The sequence below is a fragment of the Rhodococcus sp. NPDC059234 genome (assembly GCF_042754225.1).
In the GTDB taxonomy this organism is placed as follows: Bacteria; Actinomycetota; Actinomycetes; order Mycobacteriales; family Mycobacteriaceae; genus Rhodococcus_G.
Window position 1 is genome coordinate 1 of record NZ_JBHZAH010000074.1, and the last position, 24613, is coordinate 24613.

A 24613-nucleotide genomic window follows, 5' to 3' on the forward strand; every position below is an offset into this window, starting at 1 on the left:
GGTCTTGCTTTTTTTGGTTCCGTTGTGCCGCGCGGGCGTCCGAGCGCCCGCGCGGAACGCTGCAGGTCCAGCCGAATCGACTATTTCGCGGCCCCAACGGATGCCGTCGCCTGGGCGGGCGCGTCCAGGAACGGCGTGACGAGCGGGAGCAGCAGGTCGGCGCGGTACATGATGTCGTAGTGAGTGGCCCCGGGGATGATCTCGAGCCGGGCGGGGGTGGTGCCGCTCGGCGCGGTCGCTCCGCTCCCGAGCACGCTCGCGAGCGCCACGGCGTGCTCACGCAGCACCGAGTCGGATTCGGCGACCAGAAGCAGGGCGGGCGCGGTGATCGACGCGACCTCCGACGTCCAGTCGTAGTCCTCGGTGAGCAGTTGCCGGGTCTTGTCGACCAGGGCCGTCCACCCCTCGGGCTTCGGCGAGGCCTTGGTGTAGGCCTCGTGCACGGGCGTGCCGAGCAGGGCGTCGGCGTTCATGGCCGCCATGCCGGCCCGGGCCGCCGGCGTCCACCCCGCGCTCTGGAACGGGGCGGAGACGACGACCAGCTTCTGCACCAGGTCCGGATTGCGGCTCGCGAGCTGGAGCGCGACCCCGCCCCCGAGCGAATAGCCGAGTACGTCGGTCTTTCCGAGCCCCAGGTGCGTGACGAGGCCCGCGACGTCGTCGGCCATCAGCTCGTACCGCATCGGTCGATCGATGTCGACGGTGTGGCCGTGCGCTTGGAGTTCGACGGCGATGACCTGCCTGGTCTCGGCGAGTTCGGGCAGCAACGCGGCGAAGGCGGAGTCGATGGTGTTCAGACCCCCGTGGATCAGCACCAGGGGCTCTCCGGTGCCGTGGGTCTCGTAGTAGAGCCGAAGGCCGTTGATCTCGGCGTATCTGCCCCTGCCGTCGGCGCTCGGCTCGTCGGAGCCCGCGGACCTGCCGGTCGAGCCGGCGTCGATTCCGATGCCGATGCCGATGCCGGCGGCCCCGGCGCTGGTGCATCCGGTGACGAGCGCCGCCGACAGTGCGAGGGCGGAAAGGGTGCTCAGTGCCCGGGTGAGTGTTCTCATCGATCCGCTTCCCGGTCGGGGTGGACGCTGTTCGTCGTGCCGGTGAGGAATTCGCCGGCGACCGGCGCGAGGAGTTCGACGTTCGGGTTGTGACTCAACTTGGGTACCACTCGATGGGTCGCGTTGGGCAGCGCTGCGGCGATCGCGGCGGCGCCGGTGCGCAGCAGCGCGTCACTCTTCTCCCCGGAGATGACCAAGGTCGGCGCGGTGACGGAGCTCCACTCGGCGGGGTCGAGCGCCGTGCCGCGCATGTAGGGGCCCATCACGGCCCAGTCGTGTGCTGTCGACGGGGCGGTGGCGAGCAGGTTCTTCCACATCGGGGTGAACCGCATGATCGCGGTGACGTAGCGGGGCATGCCCATGGCCTCGGTCATGTAGAACTTGACGGTCTCGGCACGGCGCCCGGCCGCGATCAGTTCGTGCAGGCGAACCTCCAGATCCGCTGCGGGCACGAAGTTCTCGTGATCGACGACGAACGGCGGCTCGAAGGCGACCACCCGGCGGACCCCCGGCACCCGTGCCGCGGCCAGCAGTGCCAGCCCCGCGCCCGAGGACCAGCCGAACAGCGACGCAGAGCCGCCGACCGCCTCGACCAATGCGGCGATGTCGTCGATCTCGTTCTCGACGTCGTAGTCGCCCGGCGTGTCGGTGCTGTCGCCACGGCCGCGCCGGTCGTAGTTGACGACGGTCAGGCGGTACGTGTCGGCGAGCTGTTCGGCCAGTGCCACCATCTTGGGGAACTTCCGCTCGCCGAAGGCGCCGCCGATCAGGATCACCGTCCCGGCGTCCCCACCGACGTAGCGGTCGAAGGCCAGCTCGATTCCGGCTGGCGTGGTGATGGTCTCCATGTCGAGGCCTTTCGTTCCGGCGGTCCGCGATCCCTCGATCGCGGTGGTCGGTGAGGTAGACCGTGTGCGGCGCCGAGAATCATCGCTGCCCGCAGTCGCCGCTGGTGGTACGCCGATGGCGGCCATGCACTTTCGGTCGGCGCGGCGATTCCCTCGGGTGCGTGGCGAGGGCCCGGCTCGGACTGCGAGGCATTGACAACTGTGTCGGCGGTCCGAATATCCCGTTGCGCCGAGCGCCGACCGCTGGATAGCGTCCGGCGCGTGCTCGATACCCTCCCGCGGCCGGCCGGCGCAGCGGACCAGGACTTCCTGTGGACCATGCTCTTCGAAGCGTCTCATGCTGCGGAGCAAGGATTTTCGTCGACCGACGGGATCCGGTCGGTCCCCGCGCTGGCTCGCTACGCGGAGAACTGGGGCGGCTCGGTCGACGATCTGGGAGTCGTAGGCCAGGCTCCCGACGGCCGGCTGCAGGGCGCGGCCTGGCTGCGCCGGTTCACGGCTGCTACCGCGGCGTACGGCTACATCGACGACGACACCCCGGAGCTGGTGATCGCCGTCGCCTCGGCGGCGCGCGGAACCGGCCTCGGCACCGCACTGTTGACCCGCCTGCTGCAGGACGCCCGCCCGCGCTGTCGCGGCGTCTGCCTGAACGTGCGGACCGAGAATCCCGCACACCGCCTCTACGGTCGGCTCGGTTTCGTGGATGTGGCCGGTTCCGAGACGACCAACTGGGCGGGCACGACGAGTGTGACGATGGTGCTGCGGTTCCCCTGACGGGCCGGGACCACCTTGTGCCGGTGAGCGTTCCGTAGTGGTCAGGCCTGCGGCAGGACCCGTTCCACGATCCGGTTCACCAGCTCGTGCATCCGGTCCTCGGGGAAGACGTCGGGGAGCGTGAGGTGCTCGACGATCAGCCAGTTCATCGCGAAGTACAGCGCGAGGACGGTGGTGGCGTCCCCGGGTAACCCGGAATCCAGGTGGTAGGCGACGTTGGCGTCCACGTCCGCGCGGATCCGGGTGGTGAGGACGTCGCGGAGTTCGGGGCGTCGGGTTGCCTCGAGGCGCAGTTCGAGCAGGGCGAGGTATCCGGTTCGGAAGGCGCTGATGCGGTCGACGAGTTCACGCATCAGCTCAGCCACCCGGGTGCGGTCTCGGGGCCCGGACAGGCTGGTCGCGATGGTGGCGGCATCGGGCTGCAGACGTTCGTAGATGCGGCCTCCCGCCTGGGTGAGCAGGTCGTCGCGGCTGGTGAAGTAGTTGGAGGCGGTGCCTGCCGGAACCGTGGCCTGCTTGTCGACGGCCCGGAAGGTGAGGCCGCGGGCCCCGTCGGCGGCCAGCACCTCGATGGCGGCATCGACGAGCGCCGCCCGCCGTTCCACGTTCTGTCTCACGATTGACACCACTCCATCTGTAGTACTACCTTCGCATCACTACATCCAGAGTACTACGGACGGAGTGGCATATGCGAAAGCTCGTCTACTACATCGGCGTCTCCCTGGACGGCTACATCGCCGGACCCGGCGGCGAATGGGACTTCTATCCGGTGGGCGACGACCTGTCGGCCTACATGAACGCCGAGTTCCCCGAGGTGGTCCCCGCCCATATCCGCAAGGCGATCGGGCTCGAAGCGGAACCGGTGCGCTACGACACCCTGATCATGGGGCGCGGCACCTACGAGCCCGCGATGGCGGCAGGCATCGCCAGCCCCTACAGCCCGATGCGCCAGTACGTCGTGTCCTCCACGCTGGGCGCGGTGGATCACCCGGACGTCGAGGTGACGGTCGGCGACCCGGCCGGACTCGTCCGGCGGCTCAAGCAGGAGGAGGGCAAGGACATCTACCTCGCCGGCGGCGGCAAGCTCGCGGCCTCGGTGCTGCCCGAGATCGACGAGATGATCGTCAAGCTGTACCCGGTGGTCGCGGGGGCCGGCATCCCGGCCTTCTCGGGCGAGTTCCGGCCGACGATGTTCGCGCTCACCGGCACCCGGACCTTCGACAACGGCACCCTGGTGCTGAACTACCGCCGGGCGTGAGCCCCGTCCTCAGCGTTCCGCGCGCTCGTGCGAGACGACCCGCTCGAGCGCATGCAGGTCGACCTCGAGCTGCCGGAACAGCCAGTACGCCCCGACGAACGCGAAAATGGCTCCCACGCTGAGGATTCGGACCGCGCCGATCATCGCGCCGATCTGGTCCGGGGACAGGAACGTGATGCCCGCGACCGCGACCAGCGGAACCGAGGCGGCGACCGCGAGGTATCGGGTGCTGCGGCGGTCGAGTCCGCGTAGCTTGCGGTCGTCGTCACTGCTGGTGATGCCGAGGGGCAACAGCACCGGGTACAGGCAGCGCACCGCGTAGAAGGTCACGAAGAAGAACGGATAGGCGACCGCGATCGCGCCGCACACGACGAGCGAGCCGAGGAAGTGCACGTACGCGCCCGGCGGAACACCCCCGGCCGCGACCTGGAGCGAGACCGGATACGCCAGGCCCGCGAACGCCCACAGGCCGAACACGACCAGGACCACGCGGTCTCCGAGCAACAGGGTGTCGGTGCGGGCGCGGGCGAGGGTCGGCGCGTCGTACCGGCGTCCCTTCCGCAGTCCGCGCGGCACCGTGAGGGGGTAGCGGCACAGGAACAGCAGGATGATCGCGCCGAGCGGGAAGGTGATGGCATTGATCACGAACTGGATCTGCTCGAAATGACGCTGCGCCAGCGGTGAGAGCGTGCTGATGATCAGCGTTTTGTTGTGGTGATAGTTGTAGGCGCCCGCCAGCGCATTGGGAATGGCGATGGCGGCGAACAGGATCGGAATCGCCCACCGCTGCATTACACGTCGCCAACTGTGTGCCGGTGGGTCGACGAGGTCTCTGGCGTGCGGATCGAGGCACAACTCGAACTGCTGCGCCAGTTCCGCGCCGCTCTGCCAGCGGCCGGAGGGGTCGGGATCGAGACAGGTGCGCAGCACCCGGCGCAGTGCGGCCGGACAGTCGGCCGGCAGGCTCGCGAGCGCCTCGGGGCCGATGCCGCGTTTGCGCGACTCCAGCATCCGCTCCAGAGTCGGCGCGGTCGGACCGGCGGCGCCGAGGTCGGCGAAAGGTTTTGTGCCGGTGAGCAGTTCCCACAGCATGACGCCGAGCGCGTAGATGTCGCTGCGGGTGTCGAGATCGGTGGCGGTGGTCGGCAGGTCGGGGTGGCAGGCCTGCAACTGCTCGGGCGACATGTAGGACAGTGATCCGCCGAAGTAGGCGACCGGGCTCGCGCCTGCCACCTGATCGCTGAAGCTGATGTTGAAGTCCGCGAGCTTGGGCACCCCCTCCGCGGTCAGCAGGACGTTCGCGGGCTTGATGTCGCGGTGCAGCACCCCGCGCTTGCCCGCGTAGTCGAGTGCCTCGGCCAGCCTGCGGCCGAGCCACGCGACCGTCTCCGGCCAGGACAGTCCGGCGATCTCCGCCCGCACCGTCGAGTCGCTCGGCCTGATCGCGCCCTTGCTGTCGAGTACCTCGTCGATCGAGTCGAGCATCAAGCGTCCGGTGCGGAGGTCGGGCGGCGTCTCGCGGACCCGCCGCAGCACACCGAGCAGGGTGCCGCCGGGCACGTACTGCATGTAGAGCAGCTTCATCCCGAGTTCCTCGACGACGCGCTGGTCGAAGACCCGGACGATGTAGTCGTGGTCGAGCTGGGCGAGGGTCTGTGGCTCGGTGCCGTGGTCGCGGGAGATCTTCACCGCGACCACCCGCTGCATGGACCGCTGGCGCGCGAGGAACACCCGGGCGAACGCTCCCCGGCCCAGGGCGACCAGCAGGTCGAAATCGTCGACCCGTTCGCCGGCGTCGAGGTCGTCGACGGTGCGCCGGTCGCCGGGTCCGGCGGGGACGGTGCTGACGTCACTGTGATGTGCGGGGTCGCCCGCGGTTCCGGTCAGCAGTTCTTCGAGCTCGGTCGGTTGCTCCGGCACCTCGCGGGAATACTCGTTGGTTGCCTCGGCGGTCTCCTCGTCGGGGGCCGCACTCCACTGCGTCGCGTCGGAGACGACCGTTTCGTCGGCGGCGACCGTCGCGTCGGGGGTGGATCGAGTCGGGCGATCCGTCATGGGGCCTTCTGCCGGGCTGGGTAGATCTGAGCAGCGACGCTGCCGGGGCACCGGACACTCGGCACCCGCGACCTCAAGGGTATCCCCGCGGGCGGGACCGGTCAGTCGACTCAGAACGGCCAGGCGGGCAGTTCGGGCAGGCCGTCGCGCGTGGGTCGGCCGACGATCCACGCGAGGAGTTCGGCTCGCGGCAGGTCGGGCAGTGGAAGGTCCGGCGCGACCCTGGTCAGCTCCGGCAGCTGCGAGTCGAGGGTCGATTCGACGAACTCGACCGGCCAGTCCAGGCAGGTGTAGCCGAGGTCGAGGTCCAGGTGGTGGATCTCGAGCTCGCGCCAGCGCAGTACCGGGAGGTCGGCGGCGGGGATCGACCGGCGCCATTTCACCGGGGTGTCGAGCCGGTCGGGCTCGACCGACCGCAGCGAGTCGAGCACCCGGCGCCCGGCGAACAGAAGGTCCGCCGTCAGCAGTTCGACGGGGCGGTCCGCGCCCTCCTCGATGGCGGCCGCGCGGGCGTCGTGCCCGCCCGGGTACATCTCGGGGGACGTCCCGCCGAGTACGCCGCGCACGAGCCGGTTCAGGGCATCGGCGTTGCGGGCCAGGTGGGTGACCAGGTGGCCGCGGCTCCAGCCGGGCAGCGCGGACGCGGCGCGGGCCTGCGGCTCGGTCAGCGTGGCGAGCGTCTCCTCGACTCGCCCCTGGGACTGCGCGACCAGCTCGACGACCTGGGGATATGGCAACTGCATGGTGCCGAGCGTAGCGATCGGCGGTCGCGGGCGGCGGGATCGCACGCCGTTGGGCGTGCCCCGAGGAACCATCGGCGGGACCCGCACGTTCTACTGTTCGGGACGAGTGCCGACACCGGCCCGCCGCGACGAGTGCTACCGGCATCACCAGCAGGGTTCGCGGTAACCTTGATTGTCCGGTGAGCAGCCGGAACCCGGCGCACCGAGCTCGACCGGAACTGGAAAGGACTGGCCCGTAGCGGCTGAACCTGTATGAACCGCAAGACTGTGTTTCGCAACCTGGCGATCGTCGCCGGCATCCTGCTGATCATCTATGCGTTCAGCTACTTCGGCAACGACACCCGCGGGTACAAGAACGTCGACACCTCGGTGGCGATCGCCCAGCTCGAGGCGAAGAACGTCACCGATGCCCAGATCGACGACCGCGAGCAGCAGGTCCGGCTGACCCTCAAACAGGGCAACGCCGCGACCGAGGACTCCACCCAGATCATCGCCAAGTATCCGAGCGCCGCCTCCGAGCAGATCTTCAACGACGTGCAGAAGGCCGGGCTCGAGAAGTACAACACGAAGATCAGTCAGCAGAGCTGGCTGACGCAGATCCTGCTCTTCGTGCTGCCGATGGTGATCCTGCTCGGCCTGTTCGTGTTCGTCATGGGCCGCATGCAGGGCGGCGGCCGCGGCGGCGTGATGGGCTTCGGGAAGTCGAAGGCCAAGCAGCTGACCAAGGACATGCCGAAGACCACCTTCGCGGATGTCGCGGGCGCCGACGAGGCAGTCGAAGAGCTGTACGAGATCAAGGACTTCCTGCAGAACCCGACCCGCTACCAGTCGCTCGGCGCGAAGATCCCGAAGGGCGTGCTGCTCTACGGGCCGCCCGGCACCGGCAAGACGTTGCTGGCGCGCGCGGTGGCGGGTGAGGCCGGGGTGCCGTTCTTCACCATCTCCGGTTCGGACTTCGTCGAGATGTTCGTCGGTGTCGGCGCCTCCCGGGTGCGCGACCTGTTCGAGCAGGCCAAACAGAACAGCCCCTGCATCATCTTCGTCGACGAGATCGACGCGGTCGGCCGCCAGCGCGGCGCTGGCCTCGGCGGCGGTCACGACGAACGCGAGCAGACCCTCAACCAGCTGCTCGTCGAGATGGACGGTTTCGGTGACCGCACCGGCGTCATCCTGATCGCCGCGACGAACCGCCCCGACATCCTCGACCCGGCGCTGCTGCGTCCCGGCCGCTTCGACCGCCAGATCCCGGTCAGCAACCCGGACCTGGCCGGCCGCCGCGCGATCCTCAAGGTGCACTCGCAGGGCAAGCCGCTCGACCAGCACGCGGACCTCGAGGGCCTCGCCAAGCGGACGGTCGGCATGTCCGGCGCGGACCTTGCGAACGTCATCAACGAGGCCGCACTCCTCACCGCCCGCGAGAACGGGACGGTCATCACCGAGGCCTCGCTCGAGGAGTCGGTCGACCGGGTCATCGGCGGCCCGCGCCGCAAGAGCCGGATCATCTCCGAACACGAGAAGAAGATCACCGCATACCACGAGGGTGGTCACACGCTGGCCGCGTGGGCGATGCCGGACATCGAGCCGATCTACAAGGTGACGATCCTGGCCCGCGGCCGCACCGGTGGTCACGCCATGACGGTGCCGGAGGACGACAAGGGCCTGATGACCCGCTCCGAGATGATCGCGCGGCTGGTGATGGCGATGGGCGGCCGTGCGGCGGAGGAGCTCGTGTTCCACGAGCCCACCACCGGTGCGTCCTCCGACATCGACCAGGCCACCAAGATCGCCCGCGCGATGGTCACCGAGTACGGCATGAGCGCCAAGCTCGGCGCGGTCCGGTACGGACAGGAGCAGGGCGACCCGTTCCTCGGCCGCTCGATGGGCATGAACTCGGACTACTCGCACGAGGTTGCCCGGGAGATCGACGAGGAGGTGCGCAACCTGATCGAGGCCGCGCACACCGAGGCGTGGGCGATCCTCAACGAGTACCGAGACGTGCTCGACATCCTGGCGACCGAGCTGCTCGAACGCGAGACGCTGACCCGCAAGGACCTCGAGAAGATCTTCACGACCGTCGAGAAGCGGCCGCGGATCACCGCGTTCAACGACTTCGGCGGCCGCACCCCGTCCGACAAGCCGCCGGTGAAGACGCCGCGCGAGCTGGCGATCGAGCGGGGCGAGCCGTTGCCCGACGATTCGGCGCGCAAGCCGGCGTTCGGTGACCGCCAGCCGGTCGGGGCGGCGGCTCCCGCGCCGCAGAACGGATACCCGGCGCCCGCGCCGCAGAACGGCGGGTACCCGCAGCCGGTGCCGAACGGTGGCTACCCGCCGTACCCGCCGCAGCAGCAGGCCCCGCAGCCCTCGCCGGGCTCGGTGCCGGACTACGGTGCGCCCGCCGGTTGGTCGGCACCGGGTTGGCCCCCGCGCAACCCGAGCGAGGGGCAGCACGCGCGGCCCGCGGACAACCCGTACGGCGGATACCCGCAGTGGAACCCGCCGCCGCATCAGCCGCAGCCGACCGGCGAGAAGGACGTCTCGACCGAGCCGTGGGAGGGGCCGAACGGGCAGCAGTAGATCCGCGCGCACTAGTGTTGGGTAACGATCCGTGCTGCACGGGCTCGAGCTGTGGACATCGGTCCCTGAGAAGTGGAGGTGCGGTCGGTGTCGGTCAATCACATCGGTGATGCGAGTTCCCGTGAGGGGAGTGAGTTCTTGCTGCAGTCGGTCGAGACGGGACGGGTCTTCGACCAGGCCCGCGCGGAGGCGGCCGTGCGCGAACTGCTCGTCGCGGTGGGCGAGGACCCGGACCGCCCGGGTCTGATCGACACCCCGTCCCGGGTGGCGCGTGCGTACCGCGAGGTCTTCGCGGGGCTGTACACGGACCCGGACTCGGTGCTCAACACCACGTTCGACGAGGGTCACCAGGAGCTGGTCCTGGTCCGCGACATTCCGATGTACTCGACCTGCGAGCACCACCTGGTGTCCTTCCACGGCGTGGCGCACGTCGGCTACATCCCCGGCTCGACGGGCCGGGTCACCGGGCTGTCGAAGCTGGCCCGGCTCGTGGACCTGTACGCGAAGCGGCCGCAGGTGCAGGAACGACTGACCAGCCAGATCGCCGACGCGCTCGTGCGCAAGCTCGATCCGCGCGGCGTCATCGTCGTAGTCGAGGCCGAACACCTGTGCATGGCGATGCGCGGTATCCGCAAGCCGGGTGCGAGCACCACGACCTCGGCGGTACGCGGTCTGCTTCAGTCCAGTGCTGCCTCGCGCGCCGAGGCACTGGACCTGATTCTGCGCAAGTGATCGTGTTGCCGACGCCGGGTCGCACCGTGGTGATGGGCGTCGTCAATGTCACCAGCGACTCCTTCTCGGACGGCGGGCGTTATCTCGACCGCGACGCCGCCGTCGCCCACGGTCTGGAACTGCGGCGCCTCGGCGTCGACATCGTCGACGTCGGTGGCGAGTCCACCCGCCCCGGGGCTCAGCGGATCGACGCGGACGTGGAGGCGCAGCGCGTCGCGCCGGTGATTGCGGACCTGGTCGCCGAGGGCATCGCCGTCAGCGTCGACACCATGCGGGCGTCGGTGGCCCAGGCTGCGATCGAGGCCGGGGCCGCGGTCGTGAACGACGTTTCCGGTGGACGGGCCGATCCGGCGATGGCCTCGGTGATGGCGGACGCGGGGCTGCCCTGGATCCTCATGCACTGGCGGTCGGCGGGCGCGTACGTGCACGCGGGCGGGGTGGAGCACTACGGCGACGTGGTCGCCGAGGTCAGCTCGGAACTGCTGGCGGCGGTGGACGACGCGGTACGGGCCGGGGTCGACCCGTCCCGTCTTATCCTCGACCCGGGCCTCGGATTCGCGAAGACCGCCGAACACAACTGGGCGCTGCTCGGGGCGCTGCCGCAGCTGAACGCGCTGGGCTTCCCGGTGCTGATCGGGGCCTCACGCAAGCGGTTCCTCGGCGCACTCCTGGCCGACGAGGACGGCATTCGCCCGCCCGACGGTCGCGAGGTGGCCACCGCCGTCATCTCGGCCCTCGCGGCCCGCGGTGACGCCTGGGGTGTGCGGGTGCACGACGTCCGAGCCTCGCGGGACGCGGTCGCGGTGGCCCGGGCCTGGACGACGGCGGAGAGGGCGGGGCATGTCTGATCGAATCGAGTTGCGCGGTTTGAAGGTTCGCGGAAATCACGGGGTCTTCGAGCACGAGAAGCGCGACGGCCAGGACTTCTTCGTCGACGTCACCGTCTGGATGGACCTCGCGCCCGCCGCGGCCTCGGACGACCTCGAGGACACCCTGCACTACGGCGAACTCGCCCAGACCGCGGCCGACATCGTGGCCGGCCCCTCGCGCGATCTCATCGAGACGGTCGCCGCCGAGATCGCCGACACGGTGCTGACCGACGACCGGGTCAGTGCGGTCGAGGTGACGGTGCACAAGCCGTCGGCGCCGATCCTGCTGACCTTCGCCGACGTCGCGGTGGTGGCACGGCGGTCCCGCAAGGCGGCCCGGGGATGAGTCGCGCCGTGCTCTCGATCGGCTCGAACATGGGCGACCCCTTGGCGAACCTGCGATCGGTGGTCGAGGCGCTGGGAGATCGCGCGATCTCGGTGTCGAGCGTCTACTCGACGGCGCCGTGGGGCGGGGTCGAACAGCAGGACTTCCTGAACGCGACGGTGATCGCCGAGGATCCGGACCTGGACTGCTGGGGGTGGCTCGCACTGGGCCGCGAGCTGGAAGCCGCGGCCGACCGGGTCCGCGAGCAGAGATGGGGCCCGCGCAGCCTGGACGTCGACGTGGTGGACTGCGACGGGGTGATCAGCGCGGACCCCGAATTGACGCTGCCGCATCCGCGGGCGCACGAGCGGGCGTTCGTCCTCGTGCCGTGGCTCGAGATCGACCCGGCCGCCGAGCTGAAGCTCGGCGGCGACGCGGTGCTCGCGCGCGATCTGCTGGCCGGCCTGGACCCCGCCGAGCGCGACGGCGTGCGCCGCACCGATCTGCGATTGACGCCACTGTGATGAAGCCGACCCGGGTCCGGGACCTGCTGGGACTGGCTGCCTTCGCGGCGATAGCGTCCTGGCTGCTGGTCGGCGCCTTCTACGGTTCACTACCCCCCGTGTCGGTGTTTGCCGGCGCATCGCTGTACCCGGTCGCGGCGATCGAGGTCGGGCTGGCCTTCGTGATTCGGGCGCGCGTCGCCGAGCATCGAATCGGGCCGGACCGGCATCAGCTCCATCCCATCACCGCGGCCCGCGCGGTCGCGCTGGCGAAGGCATCGTCACTGGTCGGGTCCGCGAGCGCGGGTGTGTGGCTGGGTTTGCTGCTCTTTCTGCTGCCGAAGCGATCGACGGTGGACGCCGCCGCGGCGGACACGACCGGTGCGGTGGTGGGCCTCACCGCCGGCATCGCGTTGGTTGCGGCGGCATTGTGGCTGGAGCATTGCTGCAAGACTCCCGACGAGCCGCCGGACGAGCCTGCGGTCTGACCTGCGCGGCAGGGAATCGCGGGTTGCCGAGCCCGGTGCCCGGGCCTCGGGCGGCTATCCTCGCTGCATGACGGTTACTGGTCGCGCGGGGTCGCTTCGGCGAGGAAAGCGCAGTGCAAGCCAGATGATCGTGGCTGGGCTGGTGGTGCTCGCAGTCCTGGCGAGTCTGTTCCTGATCTTCAGCGACAGCATCGCGCTGCAGCGGGTCGGCACGGTCGTCGCGCTGTGGGCGGCCTTGCTCGGTGCGATCGCCATGATCAAGTACCGCCGCGAGTCGGACGCCGACAAGGCGAAGGTCCGCGACCTGCAGACGGTGTACGAGCTGCAGTTGGAGCGGGAGATCACCGCGCGCCGCGAGTACGAGTCCGGGGTCGAGGCCCGGGTGCGCAGCGAGGCCAACCTCGACGTCTCGGAGATCGCGGCGCTGCGCGCGGAACTGGCAGCGTTGCGTGGCAGCCTCGAGGTGCTGTTCGAGGGGAGGCTGCCGGTCGATCGCGTCGCCCTCACCGCCGACGCCAGCCGGGTTCCGGAGCTCGGCAGCGGTGTCCGCGGCCCGTATGCCCCGCCCCGCACGTTCACCCCGGAGCCGACGTACGCCAACCCCGCGTCGGGTCCGACCTTCGCCACCCCCTTCGACGAGCCGGTCACCGCCGAGGTCTCCGTGGTCGCCGACTCGGCCGAGGAGCCGGCGCCGCCCGCGAAGGCCGTGCCCGCGGCGGCTCCCCGGCCGGTCGTCGTCCGTGCCGACGCGGCCCCCCGGTCCGCCTCGACGCCCGCCGACGAGGCCCCGGTTTCCGAACCGGAACCCGCCCCTGCGCCCGCCCCCGCCCCCGCCCCCGCCCCCGCCCGTGCGCCCGCCCCGCCACGCGCGCCCGCGCCGAAGCCGGCTCCGGAACCCGCGGTCGCGCAGACCCCGGCCGCGGAACCCGTCGCCGCCGGCGGTGGCCGACGGCGCCGCGCCGATCCGGACGACGCCCAAGCCGACGATGTCGCACCCGGCGCGCACTCGAGCGGCCTGTCCGTCGCGGAGATCATGGCGAACATGGCGACCGGCCGCGGAGAATCGGACGCCGGCCGTCCGGGCCGCCGTCGACGCGACTGAGCCGTAGATCACTATTTCCGCCGTGGCGGCCCCCGTCGGGCGACGGCTATCCTCGCTGTGAACGTCTGGTACCCGCCCCGCGGGACTGGAACGAACGAGAGGAACAACGGTGACCTCATTCGAGATCACTCGAGACGGGCCCTGTCCGGACCCGGCGCCCGCACGACTGACAGTCGGAATCGTCTCGGCGGGACGCGTGGGTACTGCCCTCGGCGCCGCGCTCGAGCGCGTCGGTCACGTGGTGGTGGCCTGTTCGGCCGTCTCCGATGCTTCGGTCCGTCGCGCCACCGTGCGCCTGCCGGACACCGAGATCCTTCCCGCCGCCGATGTCGCGGCCCGCTGTGAACTCCTGATTCTCGCCGTCCCGGACGACGAGCTCGCCGCGCTGGTGGCGGGCCTCGCCGCGACCGACTCGATCCGATCGGGCACGCTCGTCGCACACACGTCGGGCGCGAACGGCATCGGCGTCCTCGCCCCGCTCACCGCGATCGGTGCGGTACCGCTGGCCATCCACCCCGCGATGACCTTCACCGGGCACGACGAAGATGTCACGCGGATGACCTCCGCCTGCTTCGGCGTCACCGCCGCCGACGAGATCGGCTACGCCATCGCCCAGGCGCTGGTGCTCGAGATCGGTGGCGAGCCGGTGCGGGTCCGCGAGGAGGTTCGCCCGCTCTATCACGCCGCCCTCGCACACGGCAGCAACCACCTGGTCACGCTCGTCGTCGATGCGGTCGCGGCGCTGCGCGTCGCGCTGGCAGGCGACGAGTTGCTCGGCCAGCAGGTGGTGGACGGGGACCCGAACGGCGTCGCCGAACGCGTGCTGGCACCGCTGCTGTCCGCGGCGCTCGACAACGCGCTGCGCCGTGGGCCGTCCGCACTGACCGGCCCCGTCGCCCGTGGCGACGGCGCCGCGGTCGCCGCCCACCTGCGGGTCCTCGACGAGGTCGACCCGCAGATCGCTGCCGGCTACCGGGCGATGTCGCTGCGGTCCGCGCAACTGACAGGTGCATCACCCGCACTGCTCGAGATCCTGGAGGACCATTCGTGAACGGCTATGCGCGCGGGGAACTGACCGTGCACCACGATCCCGCCGAGCTGACCAGGGTCGCCAAGGCTCTGCGCGGCGTCGGCCGGCAGGTCGCGCTGGTGCCGACCATGGGCGCGCTCCACGCCGGGCACCTCGAGATCGTCCGCCAGGCCAAGCTGCGTGGCGCGGTGGTGGTGGTGTCGATCTTCGTCAACCCGCTGCAGTTCGGAGTGGGGGAGGACCTCGACGCGTACCCGCGCACCCTCGATCGCGACCTCGAGCTGCTGCGCGGCGAGGGGGTCGAACTGGCCCTCGTCCCGTCGGTGGCTGCGATGTACCCGAGCGGCCGGCGCACCATGATCCATCCGGGACCGCTCGGCGGCGAACTCGAGGGTGCCAGCAGGCCGACGCATTTCGCCGGCATGCTCACCGTGGTCGCAAAGCTGCTGCAGATCGCGGTCCCGAACAGCGCGTACTTCGGGGAGAAGGACTACCAGCAGCTCACCCTGATCCGGCAGATGGTCCGGGACCTCGACTTCGACGTGGAGATCCTCGGCGTGCCCACGGTGCGCGAGCAGGACGGCCTGGCGCTGTCCTCGCGCAACCGCTACCTCGACGACGCTCAGCGCACCGCTGCCGCGACGATCTCCGCTGCGCTGGTCGCCGGCGCTCACGCGGCCGCTGGTGGCCGCGAGGCGATCCTCGCGACCGCCCGCGAGGTGCTGGCCACGACACCCGAGCTGGTCGTCGACTACCTGGAGGTTCGCGGTGTGGACCTCGGTCCGGCACCTGAGCGCGGTGACGGGCGCCTCCTCGTCGCCGCGAGACTCGGCAGCACCAGGCTGATCGACAACGTCGGCGTCGCCGTGGGCACCGGATTCCTGGAGCGGGACGAGGATCACCGCACCACACAACAGACACAGGCGGGGTAAGAGCACCCCCTCGCACGACCTGATATTCCGTTATCCCGTTAGGACTGCACATGTTTCGTACGATGATGAAGTCGAAGATCCACCGCGCCACCGTGACCCACGCCGATCTGCACTACGTCGGGTCGGTCACCGTGGACCAGGACCTGATGGACGCCGCGGACCTGCTCGAGGGTGAGCAGGTGTGCATCGTCGACATCGACAACGGCGCCCGCCTCGAGACCTACGTCATCGCCGGTGAGCGCGGCAGTGGAGTGATCGGGATCAATGGTGCGGCAGCACATCTCGTCAAGCCCGGGGACCTCGTCATCCTCATTGCCTACGGCGTGATGAACGAGCAGGAGTGCCGCGACTACAACCCTCGTGTCGTCTTCGTCGATGCCGACAACCGGCAGGTCGAGCTGGGCTCGGACCCGGCGCACGCCCCGGAGGGCTCCGGGCTGATCACTCCTCGGATGCTCTCCACCCTCGACGGCCACGCGGCACTGGTGTAGCAATGCTGCTCACCGTCGACGTCCGCAACACCAACATCTCGCTCGGGTTGTTCTCCGGATCCGGTGGACACTCGAAGTTGGTGCAGGACTGGCGGATGCGAACCGATCCCCGGATGACGGCGGACGAGTTGGCATGGATGCTGCGGGGACTGCTCGGTACGCACGTGGATCAGGTCGTGGGTGTCTCGGCGCTGTCCACGGTTCCGTCGGTCCTGCGCGAGCTGCGGGTCATGTTGACCCGCTACTGGGGGCACGTCCCGCACGTGGTGGTCGAGCCCGGCGTGCGGACCGGCGTACCTCTGCTGGTCGACAACCCCAAGGAGGTCGGGGCCGACCGCATCGTCAACAGCCTTGCCGCGCATCACCTCTACGGCGGTCCGTGCATCGTCGTCGACTTCGGGGTGTCCACGTGCGTCGACGTGGTGTCGGCGAAGGGCGAGTTCCTCGGCGGGTCGATCGCGCCCGGCCTCGAGGTCTCCATCGACGCGCTGGCCTCGCGGTCCGCCGCGCTGAGGAAGGTCGAACTGGTGCGTCCGCGAGGTGTGGTCGGCAAGAACACCGTCGAGTGCATGCAGGCGGGAGCGATCTTCGGGTTCGCCGGGTTGGTGGACGGACTGGTGCGCCGGGTGCGGGCCGAGTTGCCGGCCTTCGCCGGCGACGACGTCACCGTCATCGCGACGGGTGACAGTGCGCCGCTGGTGATGCCGGAATCGGAGACCATCGCCCACCTCGAGCGCGATCTCGCGTTGGAGGGCCTGCGCATCGTCTACGAGCGCAACCAGGAGCGGCGTGCGGCCAAGCGGCCGCCGTTGGCCTGACCGTCGATGCCGCGGACCGACCCTTTGCCAAACTCCGGATCTGTGTCACACTGGTCGGCGTGAATATCCGCATGGTTGCTCAGGAGTGTTGTCGAGGCTGATCGCCGCCTCGATTCGTTGAGGCACGTTGTACGGCCTTGACCAATTCACACTTCTTGGAGTCTCTCCCATGCTTTCCACATCAGTGGTTTCATCTGTCACATCCTTGTCCGCGCCGGCCTCGCCGAGTCGCCTTCGTCCCGCGGATCTGCTGCGCATCACCGACCAGGGCGCGCAGGACGTGCTCGACGGTCGCTTCGCGCACCTGCTTCCCGCTGCGGGCCAGTGGCCGACTTCGGAGCGCTGGTCGACCCGCCTGCACGCCGACGACGACGTCGACGTCTGGCTGATCAGCTGGGTGCCGGACCGGACGACCGAGCTGCACGACCACGCCGGTTCGCTCGGGGCGCTGACCGTCCTCAGCGGCACCCTCTCCGAATACCGTTGGAGCGGTAGCGAATTGAAGTACCGGACGCTGGAGGCCGGCGACCAGGCGTCCTTCCCGCTCGGCTGGGTGCACGACGTCATGGAGGCGCCGGGCAGCCCCGCCGGCCCGGCTGCCCCGACACTGAGCGTGCACGCCTACTCGCCGCCGCTGACCGCGATGTCCTACTACGAGGTCACCGACCACGGCAGCCTGCGGCGCACCCGCACCGAGCTGACCGATCTCCCGGAAGGGCGGTCGGCATGACCATCGACGAGATGCTCGAGAAGGCCCGCGACAGCTACCGCCGCATGTACGTCTTCGAGCTCGAGGACGCGATCGCGCGGGGTGCGATGATCGTCGACATCCGTCCGCAGGCCCAGCGCGATCGCGAGGGCACGCTGCCCGGTGCGCTCGCGATCGAACGGAACGTGCTCGAGTGGCGACTCGACCCCACCAGCGACGCGCGCATTGCGCTCGCCGTCGACCACGACGTCGAGTGGATCGTCATCTGCTCGGAGGGATACACCTCCAGCCTCGCCGCGGCGGCGCTGCAGGAGCTGGGTCTGCACCGGGCCACCGATCTGGTGGGCGGCTACCAGGCGATCCGTTCGGCGGGGCTGCTCGGGGTGGCGACGCGCTCGCGGCACCTGGTTCGCGACACCGCCGCGGCGGCCGCGCACTAGCGGAGGCCGGCCCAGCGTTCGTGGGCGCCTCGACGGGGAGGGAGGCCGACGCGGTCATCCCGCACCGTGGGGCATTACCCTGGTCAACCGTGAGTGATGTAGCAACCGAGCCCACCGACGACACCCCCGAGCAGCTGCGTATCCGCCGCGAGAAGCGGGACCGGATCCTGGCGCAGGGCGGACAGGCGTATCCGGTGTCGGTGCCGCGCACCCACACCCTCGCCGAGATTCGCGCGAAGTACCCGGATCTCGACCCCGACACCGCGACCGGAGACTTGGTCGGAGTCGTCGGCCGGGTCATCTTCGTTCGTAACACCGGCAAGCTCTGCTTCGCCACGCTGCAGGAGGGTGACGGCACCCAGCTCCAGGCGATGATCAGCCTCGCAGCGGTCGGCGAGGAGGCGCTGGCGGCCTGGAAGTCGGACGTCGATCTCGGTGACTTCGTGTTCGTGCACGGCGAGGTCATCAGCTCCCGTCGCGGTGAGCTCAGCGTGATGGCAGACGCCTGGCAGATCGCGTCCAAGTCGCTGCGGCCGCTGCCGGTCGCGCACAAGGAGATGAGCGAGGAGTCGCGGGTCCGCCAGCGCTACGCCGACCTGATCGTGCGGCCCGAGGCCCGGGACAACGCTCGCAAGCGCGTCGCCGTCGTCCGCGAACTGCGGTCCGCCCTCGAGCGGCGCGGATTCCTCGAGGTCGAGACCCCGATGCTGCAGACCCAGGCCGGCGGAGCGGCGGCCCGTCCGTTCGTCACGCATTCGAACGCGCTCGACATCGACCTGTATCTGCGGATCGCCCCCGAGTTGTTCCTCAAGCGTTGCGTCGTCGGCGGTATCGAGAAGGTTTTCGAGATCAACCGGAACTTCCGCAACGAGGGCATCGATTCGACGCACTCGCCGGAATTCGCGATGCTCGAGACCTACGAGGCCTACGGCACCTACGACGATTCCGCCACGATGATTCGCGAATTGATCCAGGAGGTCGCCCAGGCGGCATTCGGCACCCAGGTGGTGACCCTCGCCGACGGCACCGAGTACGACCTCGGCGGTGAATGGAAGACGATGGAGATGTATCCGTCGCTGTCGGCTGCGATCGGTGTTTCCGTCACCCCGGACACTACCGTGGACGAGCTGCTGTCGCTGGCCGAGAAGGTCGGCCTCGAGGTGCCCGAGGGCAAGGGCTACGGCCACGGCAAGCTGGTCGAGGAACTGTGGGAGCACCAGTGCGGTGACCAGCTGTTCGAGCCCACCTTCGTGCGCAACTTCCCGGTCGAGACCTCGCCGCTGACCAGGCAGCACCGCAGCGAGGCGGGTGTCACGGAGAAGTGGGACCTGTACGTACGCGGTTTCGAGCTCGCGACCGGCTATTCGGAGCTGGTGGACCCGGTGATCCAGCGGGAGCGTTTCGTCGACCAGGCCCGGCTTGCCTCGGCCGGCGACGACGAGGCGATGCAGCTCGACGAGGAGTTCCTCGCGGCGATGGAGCAGGGCATGCCGCCGACGACCGGCACGGGCATGGGTATCGACCGGCTGCTCATGGCATTGACCGGATTGGGTATCAGGGAAACGATCCTGTTCCCAATTGTCCGACCTGCGGCGCGCTGATTTCTTTCTAATAGCGTTTTCCCTTTTCTCGCGCAGTGGGTATCTTCGATTCGGGGGTACACTCGGCCGAAACCGGAGCACGGGGCCCGGTAATTGCGCGCTCATTTGAAGGGAACTCGACCTATGGCGAAGAAGGTCACCGTCACACTGATCGACGATGTGGATCAGGAAGCCGCCGCCGACGAAACTGTCGAGTTCGGGCTCGACGGCGTCACCTACGAGATCGACCTCTCCTCGGAGAATGCAGCCAAACTGCGCGACCAACTCGAGATTTGGGTTTCCCATGCCCGTAAGTCGACCGGACGCAGGCGCGGCAAGTCCGCGCCGGTGACCGGAAAGTCGCGAGTGGCGGTGGACCGCGAGCAGAGCGCGGCCATTCGCGAGTGGGCCAGGCGCAACGGTCACCCGGTGTCCGCACGCGGCCGCATCTCCTCGGAAATCACGGAGCTGTACAACAAAGCAAACTGATCCTCCTGCTTTTTCGTTCGTTTCCCCGTCCGCGCGTGTGGGGGCTGTTAGCCTCGCGGGCGGGCGGGGAAACGACGAGAACTATTGGGGGGACTGTGCGCGGACGAATTGTGTTCGGTGCGTTGATTTCGGCGGCAGCATTCATGCTGGGCGCCGGCACCGCGGGGGCGGCGCCGGCACCGCTTCCCGTTCCTTACCAGTTCCTGGCAGGCGTGCCGCTGGAACTGGGGAACCCGGGTGGTTCGGCGCCCGGCTCCAACGACTGGTCCTGCAAGCCGACCGCGGCCCACCCCGAGCCGGTGGTCCTCGTCCACGGGACCGGCGGCAACCGCCAGACGAACTGGGCGACCTACGCGCCGCTCCTCGCGAACGAGGGCTACTGCGTCTTCTCCATCACCTACGGTGCCCACGACGAACTGCCGTGGCCGATCAGCGCCATCGGCGCGATGCGCCCCATGGAGCAGAGTGCCCAGGAGCTCTCCGACTTCGTCGACCGGGTGCTCGTGTCGACGGGGGCCTCGAAGGTCGACATCATCGGTCACTCGCAGGGCACCCTGATGCCCACCTACTGGGTGAAGTACCTCGGTGGTGCCGCCAAGGTCGACAAGTACATCTCGCTGGCTCCGCTGTGGCACGGCGAGGGCGCCTTCGACCTGGATGCGACCCTGCGCCAGTACCGTGCGGCCGGACTGGCGGCCGCGACCCCCACGATGTCGCCCCTGTGCGGGGCGTGCACGCAGTTGGTCGCCGGGACTCCCTTCATGGAGAAGGTGCGTGCCGGCGGGGTGTACGCGCCGGGCATCACCTACACGAACATCATCACCCGCTACGACGAGCTGGTCATGCCCTACATGAGCGGCTACGAGGAGGGTCCGAACGCGACGAACATCTTCGTCCAGGACTACTGCTCGCAGGACTACGGCGACCACCTGTCGATCTCGGGCGAGCCGGTGGCGGCGACGATCGTGCTCAATGCGCTCGACCCGGCGCACCCGCGCCCGGTGCCCTGCGTCTTCGTGCCGCCGGTCGTCGGCTGACGTGCGTTCCGCCGTCCTCGCCGTGGCGGCGGTCCTCGCCACGGTGTTCTCGGCCGGACCTGCAGAGGCCGCACCCGTGGCTCCGTATCCGGTGCCGTACCACCTGTTCGTTGCGGAGGGGCGGGACAACCCCGAGGGCTCGGCTGCCGGTTCCAATGACTGGTCGTGCCGGCCGACGGCCGCACACCCTGAGCCGGTGGTGCTGGTGCACGGGCTCGGGGCCAGCAGGTTGAACAACTGGACCACCGTCTCGCCGTTGCTTGCGAACGAGGGGTACTGCGTGTTCGCGTTGACCTACGGTGCGGTGTCGGTGGGCGGTCTCGACCGGACCGCGCCGCCGATGAACACGATCGGGGGACTGGCGCGGATGGAGGACAGCGCACAGGAACTGTCCGTGTTCGTGGACCGGGTGCGCGAGGCGACGGGCGCGGGCGCGGTGAACATCGTGACGGCGTCCGAGGGCTCGGTGGTGGCGGGCTACTACGTGAAGTTCCTCGGCGGCGCCGGCCTGGTCCGGACCGTTGTCTCCCTCGGACCGGCCTGGAACGGGACGCTCACCTCGTTCCAGGGTGAGGCCAAGCGCCGGTTGGTCGAACTGGGGGCGGGCGAGGACCTGGCGAACGTGTACCCGGTCTGCAAGGCATGCCCGCAGCTGGCGACGGGTTCGGACTTCCTGGTCAGGCTGCACGCCGGCGGCGTGTATGCGCCAGACGTCCGGTACACCAACATCATGACCCGCTACGACCAGGTGATCCTGCCGTTCACCAATGGCTACGAGGCGGCGCCGAACGCGACGAACATCGTCGTCCAGGACGGCTGTCCGCAGGATTTCGCCGACCACCTGGGGCTGGCGGCCGATCCGCGGGCCACCGGATACGTGCTGGGTGCACTCGATCCGGCGCACCCGCGGCCGGTGCGGTGCGAGGCGGTCCTGCCGCTGGTCGGGTGATCTCCGCGGCCGATCGGGGGGGGCGAACCCACGTTGTTCGCTGCGGGCGTAGCGTCCAAGGGAAACGAATCGCCTGGCTGCGGCGTTGTGACCGGTAAGCATGCTTACAGTCCCGCCAATATGGGGACGGAGCAGCGCAGGCCGTGCCGCCGGGCCATTAGAGTAGGGGTGCGGCTCGTGGATCCCGCTGAGGGATCTACCCATCAAGAACGTGAGGGAGAGCGATGTTCGAGAGGTTCACCGACCGCGCGCGGCGCGTTGTTGTCCTGGCCCAGGAAGAGGCCCGGATGCTCAACCACAACTACATCGGCACGGAACACATCCTGCTCGGTCTCATCCACGAGGGTGAGGGCGTTGCGGCGAAGTCGCTGGAGTCGTTGGGTATCTCCCTCGAGGGCGTGCGCAGCCAGGTGGAAGAGATCATCGGCCAGGGCCAGCAGGCCCCGTCCGGTCACATCCCCTTCACCCCGCGCGCCAAGAAGGTGCTGGAGCTGAGCCTGCGCGAGGCGCTGCAGCTCGGCCACAACTACATCGGCACCGAGCACATCCTGCTCGGTCTCATCCGTGAGGGCGAGGGCGTGGCCGCCCAGGTCCTCGTGAAGCTGGGCGCCGACCTCAACCGGGTCCGCCAGCAGGTCATCCAGCTGCTGTCCGGCTACCAGGGCAAGGAGCCGACCGAGGCCGGGGGCAGCCGCGGCGAGGCGGGCACACCGTCCACGTCGCTGGTCCTCGACCAGTTCGGTCGCAACCTGACGCAGGCCGCGCTCGAGGGCAAGCTCGATCCGGTCATCGGCCGTTCGAAAGAGATCGAGCGGGTCATGCAGGTGCTGTCGCGACGCACCAAGAACAATCCGGTGCTCATCGGCGAGCCCGGCGTCGGCAAGACCGCCGTGGTCGAGGGTCTCGCGCAGGCCATCGTCAACGGCGAGGTCCCGGAGACGCTCAAGGACAAGCAGCTGTACACCCTCGACCTGGGTTCCCTGGTCGCGGGCAGCCGCTACCGCGGTGACTTCGAGGAGCGCCTGAAGAAGGTGCTCAAGGAGATCAACACCCGCGGCGACATCATCCTGTTCATCGACGAGCTGCACACGCTCGTCGGTGCGGGCGCCGCCGAGGGTGCCATCGACGCTGCGTCGATCCTGAAGCCGAAGCTGGCCCGCGGCGAGCTGCAGACCATCGGCGCGACCACCCTCGACGAGTACCGCAAGTACATCGAGAAGGACGCCGCCCTGGAGCGCCGGTTCCAGCCGGTTCAGGTCGGCGAGCCGACCGTCGAGCACACGATCGAGATCCTCAAGGGTCTCCGCGACCGTTACGAGGCGCACCACCGTGTCTCGATCACCGACGGCGCGCTGGTGGCCGCGGCCACGCTGGCCGACCGGTACATCAACGACCGGTTCCTGCCGGACAAGGCGATCGACCTCATCGACGAGGCGGGCGCCCGGATGCGCATCCGCCGGATGACCGCGCCGCCGGACCTGCGCGAGTTCGACGACAAGATCGCCGACGCGCGCCGGGAGAAGGAGTCCGCGATCGACGCGCAGGACTTCGAGAAGGCCGCGAACCTGCGCGACAAGGAGAAGACCCTCGTCGCGCAGCGCACCGAGCGGGAGAAGCAGTGGCGTTCCGGTGACCTGGACGTCATCGCCGAGGTCGACGACGAGCAGATCGCCGAGGTCCTGGGCAACTGGACCGGCATCCCGGTGTTCAAGCTCACCGAGGAGGAGACCACCCGTCTGCTCCGCATGGAGGACGAGCTGCACAAGCGGATCATCGGCCAGGAGGACGCCGTCAAGGCGGTCTCCAAGGCGATCCGCCGCACCCGTGCCGGCCTGAAGGACCCGAAGCGTCCGTCCGGCTCGTTCATCTTCGCCGGCCCGTCCGGTGTCGGTAAGACGGAGCTGTCCAAGGCGCTGGCGAACTTCCTGTTCGGCGACGACGACGCGCTCATCCAGATCGACATGGGCGAGTTCCACGACCGCTTCACCGCCTCGCGGCTGTTCGGTGCACCCCCCGGGTACGTCGGATACGAGGAGGGCGGCCAGCTCACGGAGAAGGTGCGGCGCAAGCCGTTCTCGGTGGTGCTGTTCGACGAGATCGAGAAGGCGCACCAGGAGATCTACAACACCCTCCTGCAGGTGCTCGAGGACGGCCGTCTCACCGACGGTCAGGGTCGCACGGTCGACTTCAAGAACACCGTGTTGATCTTCACCTCGAACCTGGGCACCTCGGACATCTCCAAGGCCGTCGGCCTGGGCTTCTCGTCCGGCTCGGGCACCGAGTCGAACTACGAGCGGATGAAGCTCAAGGTCAACGACGAGCTCAAGAAGCACTTCCGGCCCGAGTTCCTCAACCGCATCGACGACATCATCGTCTTCCACCAGCTGACCAAGGATCAGATCATCGAGATGGTCGATCTGATGATCGGCCGCGTGGAGAAGCAGCTGAAGAACAAGGACATGGACATCGAGCTGACCGAGCAGGCGAAGTCGCTGCTCGCCAAGCGCGGGTTCGATCCGGTCCTCGGCGCGCGGCCGCTGCGTCGCACCATCCAGCGCGAGATCGAGGACCAGCTCTCGGAGAAGATCCTCTTCAACGAGGTCGGCCCCGGTCAGATCGTGCTCGTCGACGTCGAGGGCTGGGACGGCGAGAGCGCGGGCGAGGACGCGAAGTTCACGTTCACGCCCAACCCGAAGCCGGTCAAGGTGCCGGACTCTCCCGCCGAGGCACTGGCGGGTGCCGGCGAGGCTCCGTCCGAGGGCGGTTCGGCCGAGTAGTCCCACAGGCGCACCACGACGCCCCGCACGCGATAGCG

Annotated in this window: 25 protein-coding genes; 20 read left to right on the forward strand and 5 right to left on the reverse strand. The window is 69.2% G+C overall.

Annotation, left to right across the window (positions count from 1 at the left end; translation table 11 throughout):
- Positions 1 to 80 precede the first annotated feature (80 nt).
- Together ACFXGJ_RS16050 and ACFXGJ_RS16055 are read right to left on the reverse strand one after the other, a co-directional pair.
- Complete coding sequence (locus ACFXGJ_RS16050) at positions 81 to 1052, reverse strand: alpha/beta fold hydrolase (RefSeq protein ID WP_378621674.1); 972 nt, start codon at positions 1050 to 1052, stop codon at positions 81 to 83.
- On the reverse strand, positions 1049 to 1900 hold the full coding sequence (locus ACFXGJ_RS16055; protein ID WP_378621676.1) for an alpha/beta fold hydrolase: 852 nt from the start codon (positions 1898 to 1900) through the stop codon (positions 1049 to 1051). The genes ACFXGJ_RS16050 and ACFXGJ_RS16055 overlap by 4 nt, the downstream gene beginning before the upstream one ends.
- Positions 1901 to 2161: 261 nt before the next feature.
- On the opposite strand from ACFXGJ_RS16055, the gene ACFXGJ_RS16060 reads away from it, so the two are divergent.
- Positions 2162 to 2674 (forward strand): GNAT family N-acetyltransferase, encoded by a 513-nt coding sequence (locus ACFXGJ_RS16060; protein WP_378621678.1) that lies wholly within the window; start codon positions 2162 to 2164, stop codon positions 2672 to 2674.
- A 41-nt stretch (positions 2675 to 2715) separates the two neighbouring features.
- Here ACFXGJ_RS16060 and ACFXGJ_RS16065 read toward each other — a convergent pair whose 3' ends face one another.
- Positions 2716 to 3291 (reverse strand): TetR/AcrR family transcriptional regulator, encoded by a 576-nt coding sequence (locus tag ACFXGJ_RS16065; RefSeq protein ID WP_378621681.1) that lies wholly within the window; start codon positions 3289 to 3291, stop codon positions 2716 to 2718.
- Positions 3292 to 3362: 71 nt separating this feature from the next.
- Here ACFXGJ_RS16065 and ACFXGJ_RS16070 point away from each other — a divergent pair, with 71 nt between their 5' ends.
- Positions 3363 to 3932, forward strand: coding sequence for a dihydrofolate reductase family protein (locus tag ACFXGJ_RS16070; RefSeq protein ID WP_378621684.1), 570 nt, complete (start codon positions 3363 to 3365; stop codon positions 3930 to 3932).
- A gap of 9 nt (positions 3933 to 3941) precedes the next feature.
- On the opposite strand, the gene ACFXGJ_RS16075 is transcribed toward ACFXGJ_RS16070, so the two are convergent.
- Positions 3942 to 5987: a serine/threonine-protein kinase gene (locus ACFXGJ_RS16075; protein WP_378621686.1), complete on the reverse strand. Its 2046-nt coding sequence runs from the start codon at positions 5985 to 5987 to the stop codon at positions 3942 to 3944.
- 110 nt (positions 5988 to 6097) lie between these two features.
- A complete protein-coding gene (locus tag ACFXGJ_RS16080; RefSeq protein WP_378621690.1) occupies positions 6098 to 6730 on the reverse strand; it encodes a maleylpyruvate isomerase family mycothiol-dependent enzyme in 633 nt (210 codons plus the stop codon).
- Positions 6731 to 6982: 252 nt separating this feature from the next.
- Here ACFXGJ_RS16080 and ftsH point away from each other — a divergent pair, with 252 nt between their 5' ends.
- From ftsH to ACFXGJ_RS16170, 18 genes are all read left to right on the forward strand, one after another.
- Positions 6983 to 9304, forward strand: coding sequence for an ATP-dependent zinc metalloprotease FtsH (gene ftsH / locus ACFXGJ_RS16085; RefSeq protein ID WP_378621693.1), 2322 nt, complete (start codon positions 6983 to 6985; stop codon positions 9302 to 9304).
- Between the two features lie 87 nt (positions 9305 to 9391).
- Complete coding sequence (gene folE, locus ACFXGJ_RS16090; RefSeq protein ID WP_378621696.1) at positions 9392 to 10036, forward strand: GTP cyclohydrolase I FolE; 645 nt, start codon at positions 9392 to 9394, stop codon at positions 10034 to 10036.
- A complete protein-coding gene (folP, locus tag ACFXGJ_RS16095) occupies positions 10033 to 10884 on the forward strand; it encodes a dihydropteroate synthase (protein WP_378621699.1) in 852 nt (283 codons plus the stop codon). The genes folE and folP overlap by 4 nt, the downstream gene beginning before the upstream one ends.
- On the forward strand, positions 10877 to 11251 hold the full coding sequence (gene folB, locus ACFXGJ_RS16100) for a dihydroneopterin aldolase (RefSeq protein ID WP_378621703.1): 375 nt from the start codon (positions 10877 to 10879) through the stop codon (positions 11249 to 11251). Before folP ends, folB begins: the two co-directional genes overlap by 8 nt.
- Entirely contained in the window at positions 11248 to 11754 is a 507-nt protein-coding gene (gene folK / locus ACFXGJ_RS16105; protein ID WP_378621705.1) for a 2-amino-4-hydroxy-6-hydroxymethyldihydropteridine diphosphokinase, read from the forward strand. The genes folB and folK overlap by 4 nt, the downstream gene beginning before the upstream one ends.
- Entirely contained in the window at positions 11754 to 12221 is a 468-nt protein-coding gene (locus ACFXGJ_RS16110) for a DUF3180 domain-containing protein (protein ID WP_378621735.1), read from the forward strand. The genes folK and ACFXGJ_RS16110 overlap by 1 nt, the downstream gene beginning before the upstream one ends.
- 67 nt (positions 12222 to 12288) lie before the next feature.
- Positions 12289 to 13323 (forward strand): DUF6779 domain-containing protein, encoded by a 1035-nt coding sequence (locus ACFXGJ_RS16115; RefSeq protein ID WP_378621707.1) that lies wholly within the window; start codon positions 12289 to 12291, stop codon positions 13321 to 13323.
- 109 nt (positions 13324 to 13432) lie between these two features.
- Positions 13433 to 14374, forward strand: coding sequence for a Rossmann-like and DUF2520 domain-containing protein (locus ACFXGJ_RS16120; protein WP_378621709.1), 942 nt, complete (start codon positions 13433 to 13435; stop codon positions 14372 to 14374).
- Positions 14371 to 15285, forward strand: a complete 915-nt coding sequence (panC, locus tag ACFXGJ_RS16125) for a pantoate--beta-alanine ligase (protein ID WP_378621712.1) — start codon at positions 14371 to 14373, stop codon at positions 15283 to 15285. Before ACFXGJ_RS16120 ends, panC begins: the two co-directional genes overlap by 4 nt.
- 50 nt (positions 15286 to 15335) lie before the next feature.
- Positions 15336 to 15776: an aspartate 1-decarboxylase gene (gene panD / locus ACFXGJ_RS16130; protein ID WP_378621714.1), complete on the forward strand. Its 441-nt coding sequence runs from the start codon at positions 15336 to 15338 to the stop codon at positions 15774 to 15776.
- A 2-nt stretch (positions 15777 to 15778) separates the two neighbouring features.
- Positions 15779 to 16594 carry a type III pantothenate kinase gene (locus tag ACFXGJ_RS16135; RefSeq protein WP_378621717.1) on the forward strand — a complete coding sequence of 272 codons (816 nt, stop codon included), beginning with the start codon at positions 15779 to 15781 and terminating at the stop codon, positions 16592 to 16594.
- A 169-nt stretch (positions 16595 to 16763) separates the two neighbouring features.
- On the forward strand, positions 16764 to 17324 hold the full coding sequence (locus ACFXGJ_RS16140; protein ID WP_378621719.1) for a cysteine dioxygenase: 561 nt from the start codon (positions 16764 to 16766) through the stop codon (positions 17322 to 17324).
- Positions 17321 to 17743, forward strand: a complete 423-nt coding sequence (locus tag ACFXGJ_RS16145; RefSeq protein ID WP_378621722.1) for a rhodanese-like domain-containing protein — start codon at positions 17321 to 17323, stop codon at positions 17741 to 17743. Before ACFXGJ_RS16140 ends, ACFXGJ_RS16145 begins: the two co-directional genes overlap by 4 nt.
- A gap of 89 nt (positions 17744 to 17832) precedes the next feature.
- Entirely contained in the window at positions 17833 to 19344 is a 1512-nt protein-coding gene (gene lysS, locus ACFXGJ_RS16150) for a lysine--tRNA ligase (protein WP_378621725.1), read from the forward strand.
- 123 nt (positions 19345 to 19467) lie between these two features.
- Entirely contained in the window at positions 19468 to 19812 is a 345-nt protein-coding gene (locus tag ACFXGJ_RS16155) for an Lsr2 family protein (protein ID WP_378621727.1), read from the forward strand.
- 143 nt (positions 19813 to 19955) lie between these two features.
- Positions 19956 to 20849, forward strand: a complete 894-nt coding sequence (locus tag ACFXGJ_RS16160; RefSeq protein WP_378621737.1) for an esterase/lipase family protein — start codon at positions 19956 to 19958, stop codon at positions 20847 to 20849.
- Position 20850: 1 nt separating this feature from the next.
- Positions 20851 to 21798: an esterase/lipase family protein gene (locus ACFXGJ_RS16165; protein WP_378621730.1), complete on the forward strand. Its 948-nt coding sequence runs from the start codon at positions 20851 to 20853 to the stop codon at positions 21796 to 21798.
- A 224-nt stretch (positions 21799 to 22022) separates the two neighbouring features.
- On the forward strand, positions 22023 to 24575 hold the full coding sequence (locus ACFXGJ_RS16170; RefSeq protein WP_378621732.1) for an ATP-dependent Clp protease ATP-binding subunit: 2553 nt from the start codon (positions 22023 to 22025) through the stop codon (positions 24573 to 24575).
- Positions 24576 to 24613 lie beyond the last annotated feature (38 nt).

Excerpts from the sequence above, each read along its gene's own strand:
- ACFXGJ_RS16140 (WP_378621719.1), top strand. The coding sequence starts at position 16,764 with ATGCTTTCCACATCAGTGGTTTCATCTGTCACATCCTTGTCCGCGCCG.
- folK (WP_378621705.1), top strand. The coding sequence starts at position 11,248 with ATGAGTCGCGCCGTGCTCTCGATCGGCTCGAACATGGGCGACCCCTTG.
- folB (WP_378621703.1), top strand. The coding sequence starts at position 10,877 with ATGTCTGATCGAATCGAGTTGCGCGGTTTGAAGGTTCGCGGAAATCAC.
- ACFXGJ_RS16070 (WP_378621684.1), top strand. The coding sequence starts at position 3,363 with ATGCGAAAGCTCGTCTACTACATCGGCGTCTCCCTGGACGGCTACATC.
- ACFXGJ_RS16055 (WP_378621676.1), bottom strand. The coding sequence starts at position 1,900 with ATGGAGACCATCACCACGCCAGCCGGAATCGAGCTGGCCTTCGACCGC.
- panD (WP_378621714.1), top strand. The coding sequence starts at position 15,336 with ATGTTTCGTACGATGATGAAGTCGAAGATCCACCGCGCCACCGTGACC.
- ACFXGJ_RS16155 (WP_378621727.1), top strand. The coding sequence starts at position 19,468 with ATGGCGAAGAAGGTCACCGTCACACTGATCGACGATGTGGATCAGGAA.
- ACFXGJ_RS16160 (WP_378621737.1), top strand. The coding sequence starts at position 19,956 with ATGCTGGGCGCCGGCACCGCGGGGGCGGCGCCGGCACCGCTTCCCGTT.
- ACFXGJ_RS16080 (WP_378621690.1), bottom strand. The coding sequence starts at position 6,730 with ATGCAGTTGCCATATCCCCAGGTCGTCGAGCTGGTCGCGCAGTCCCAG.
- ACFXGJ_RS16110 (WP_378621735.1), top strand. The coding sequence starts at position 11,754 with ATGAAGCCGACCCGGGTCCGGGACCTGCTGGGACTGGCTGCCTTCGCG.
- ftsH (WP_378621693.1), top strand. The coding sequence starts at position 6,983 with ATGAACCGCAAGACTGTGTTTCGCAACCTGGCGATCGTCGCCGGCATC.
- ACFXGJ_RS16075 (WP_378621686.1), bottom strand. The coding sequence starts at position 5,987 with ATGACGGATCGCCCGACTCGATCCACCCCCGACGCGACGGTCGCCGCC.
- ACFXGJ_RS16050 (WP_378621674.1), bottom strand. The coding sequence starts at position 1,052 with ATGAGAACACTCACCCGGGCACTGAGCACCCTTTCCGCCCTCGCACTG.
- ACFXGJ_RS16145 (WP_378621722.1), top strand. The coding sequence starts at position 17,321 with ATGACCATCGACGAGATGCTCGAGAAGGCCCGCGACAGCTACCGCCGC.
- ACFXGJ_RS16135 (WP_378621717.1), top strand. The coding sequence starts at position 15,779 with ATGCTGCTCACCGTCGACGTCCGCAACACCAACATCTCGCTCGGGTTG.
- ACFXGJ_RS16115 (WP_378621707.1), top strand. The coding sequence starts at position 12,289 with ATGACGGTTACTGGTCGCGCGGGGTCGCTTCGGCGAGGAAAGCGCAGT.
- ACFXGJ_RS16170 (WP_378621732.1), top strand. The coding sequence starts at position 22,023 with ATGTTCGAGAGGTTCACCGACCGCGCGCGGCGCGTTGTTGTCCTGGCC.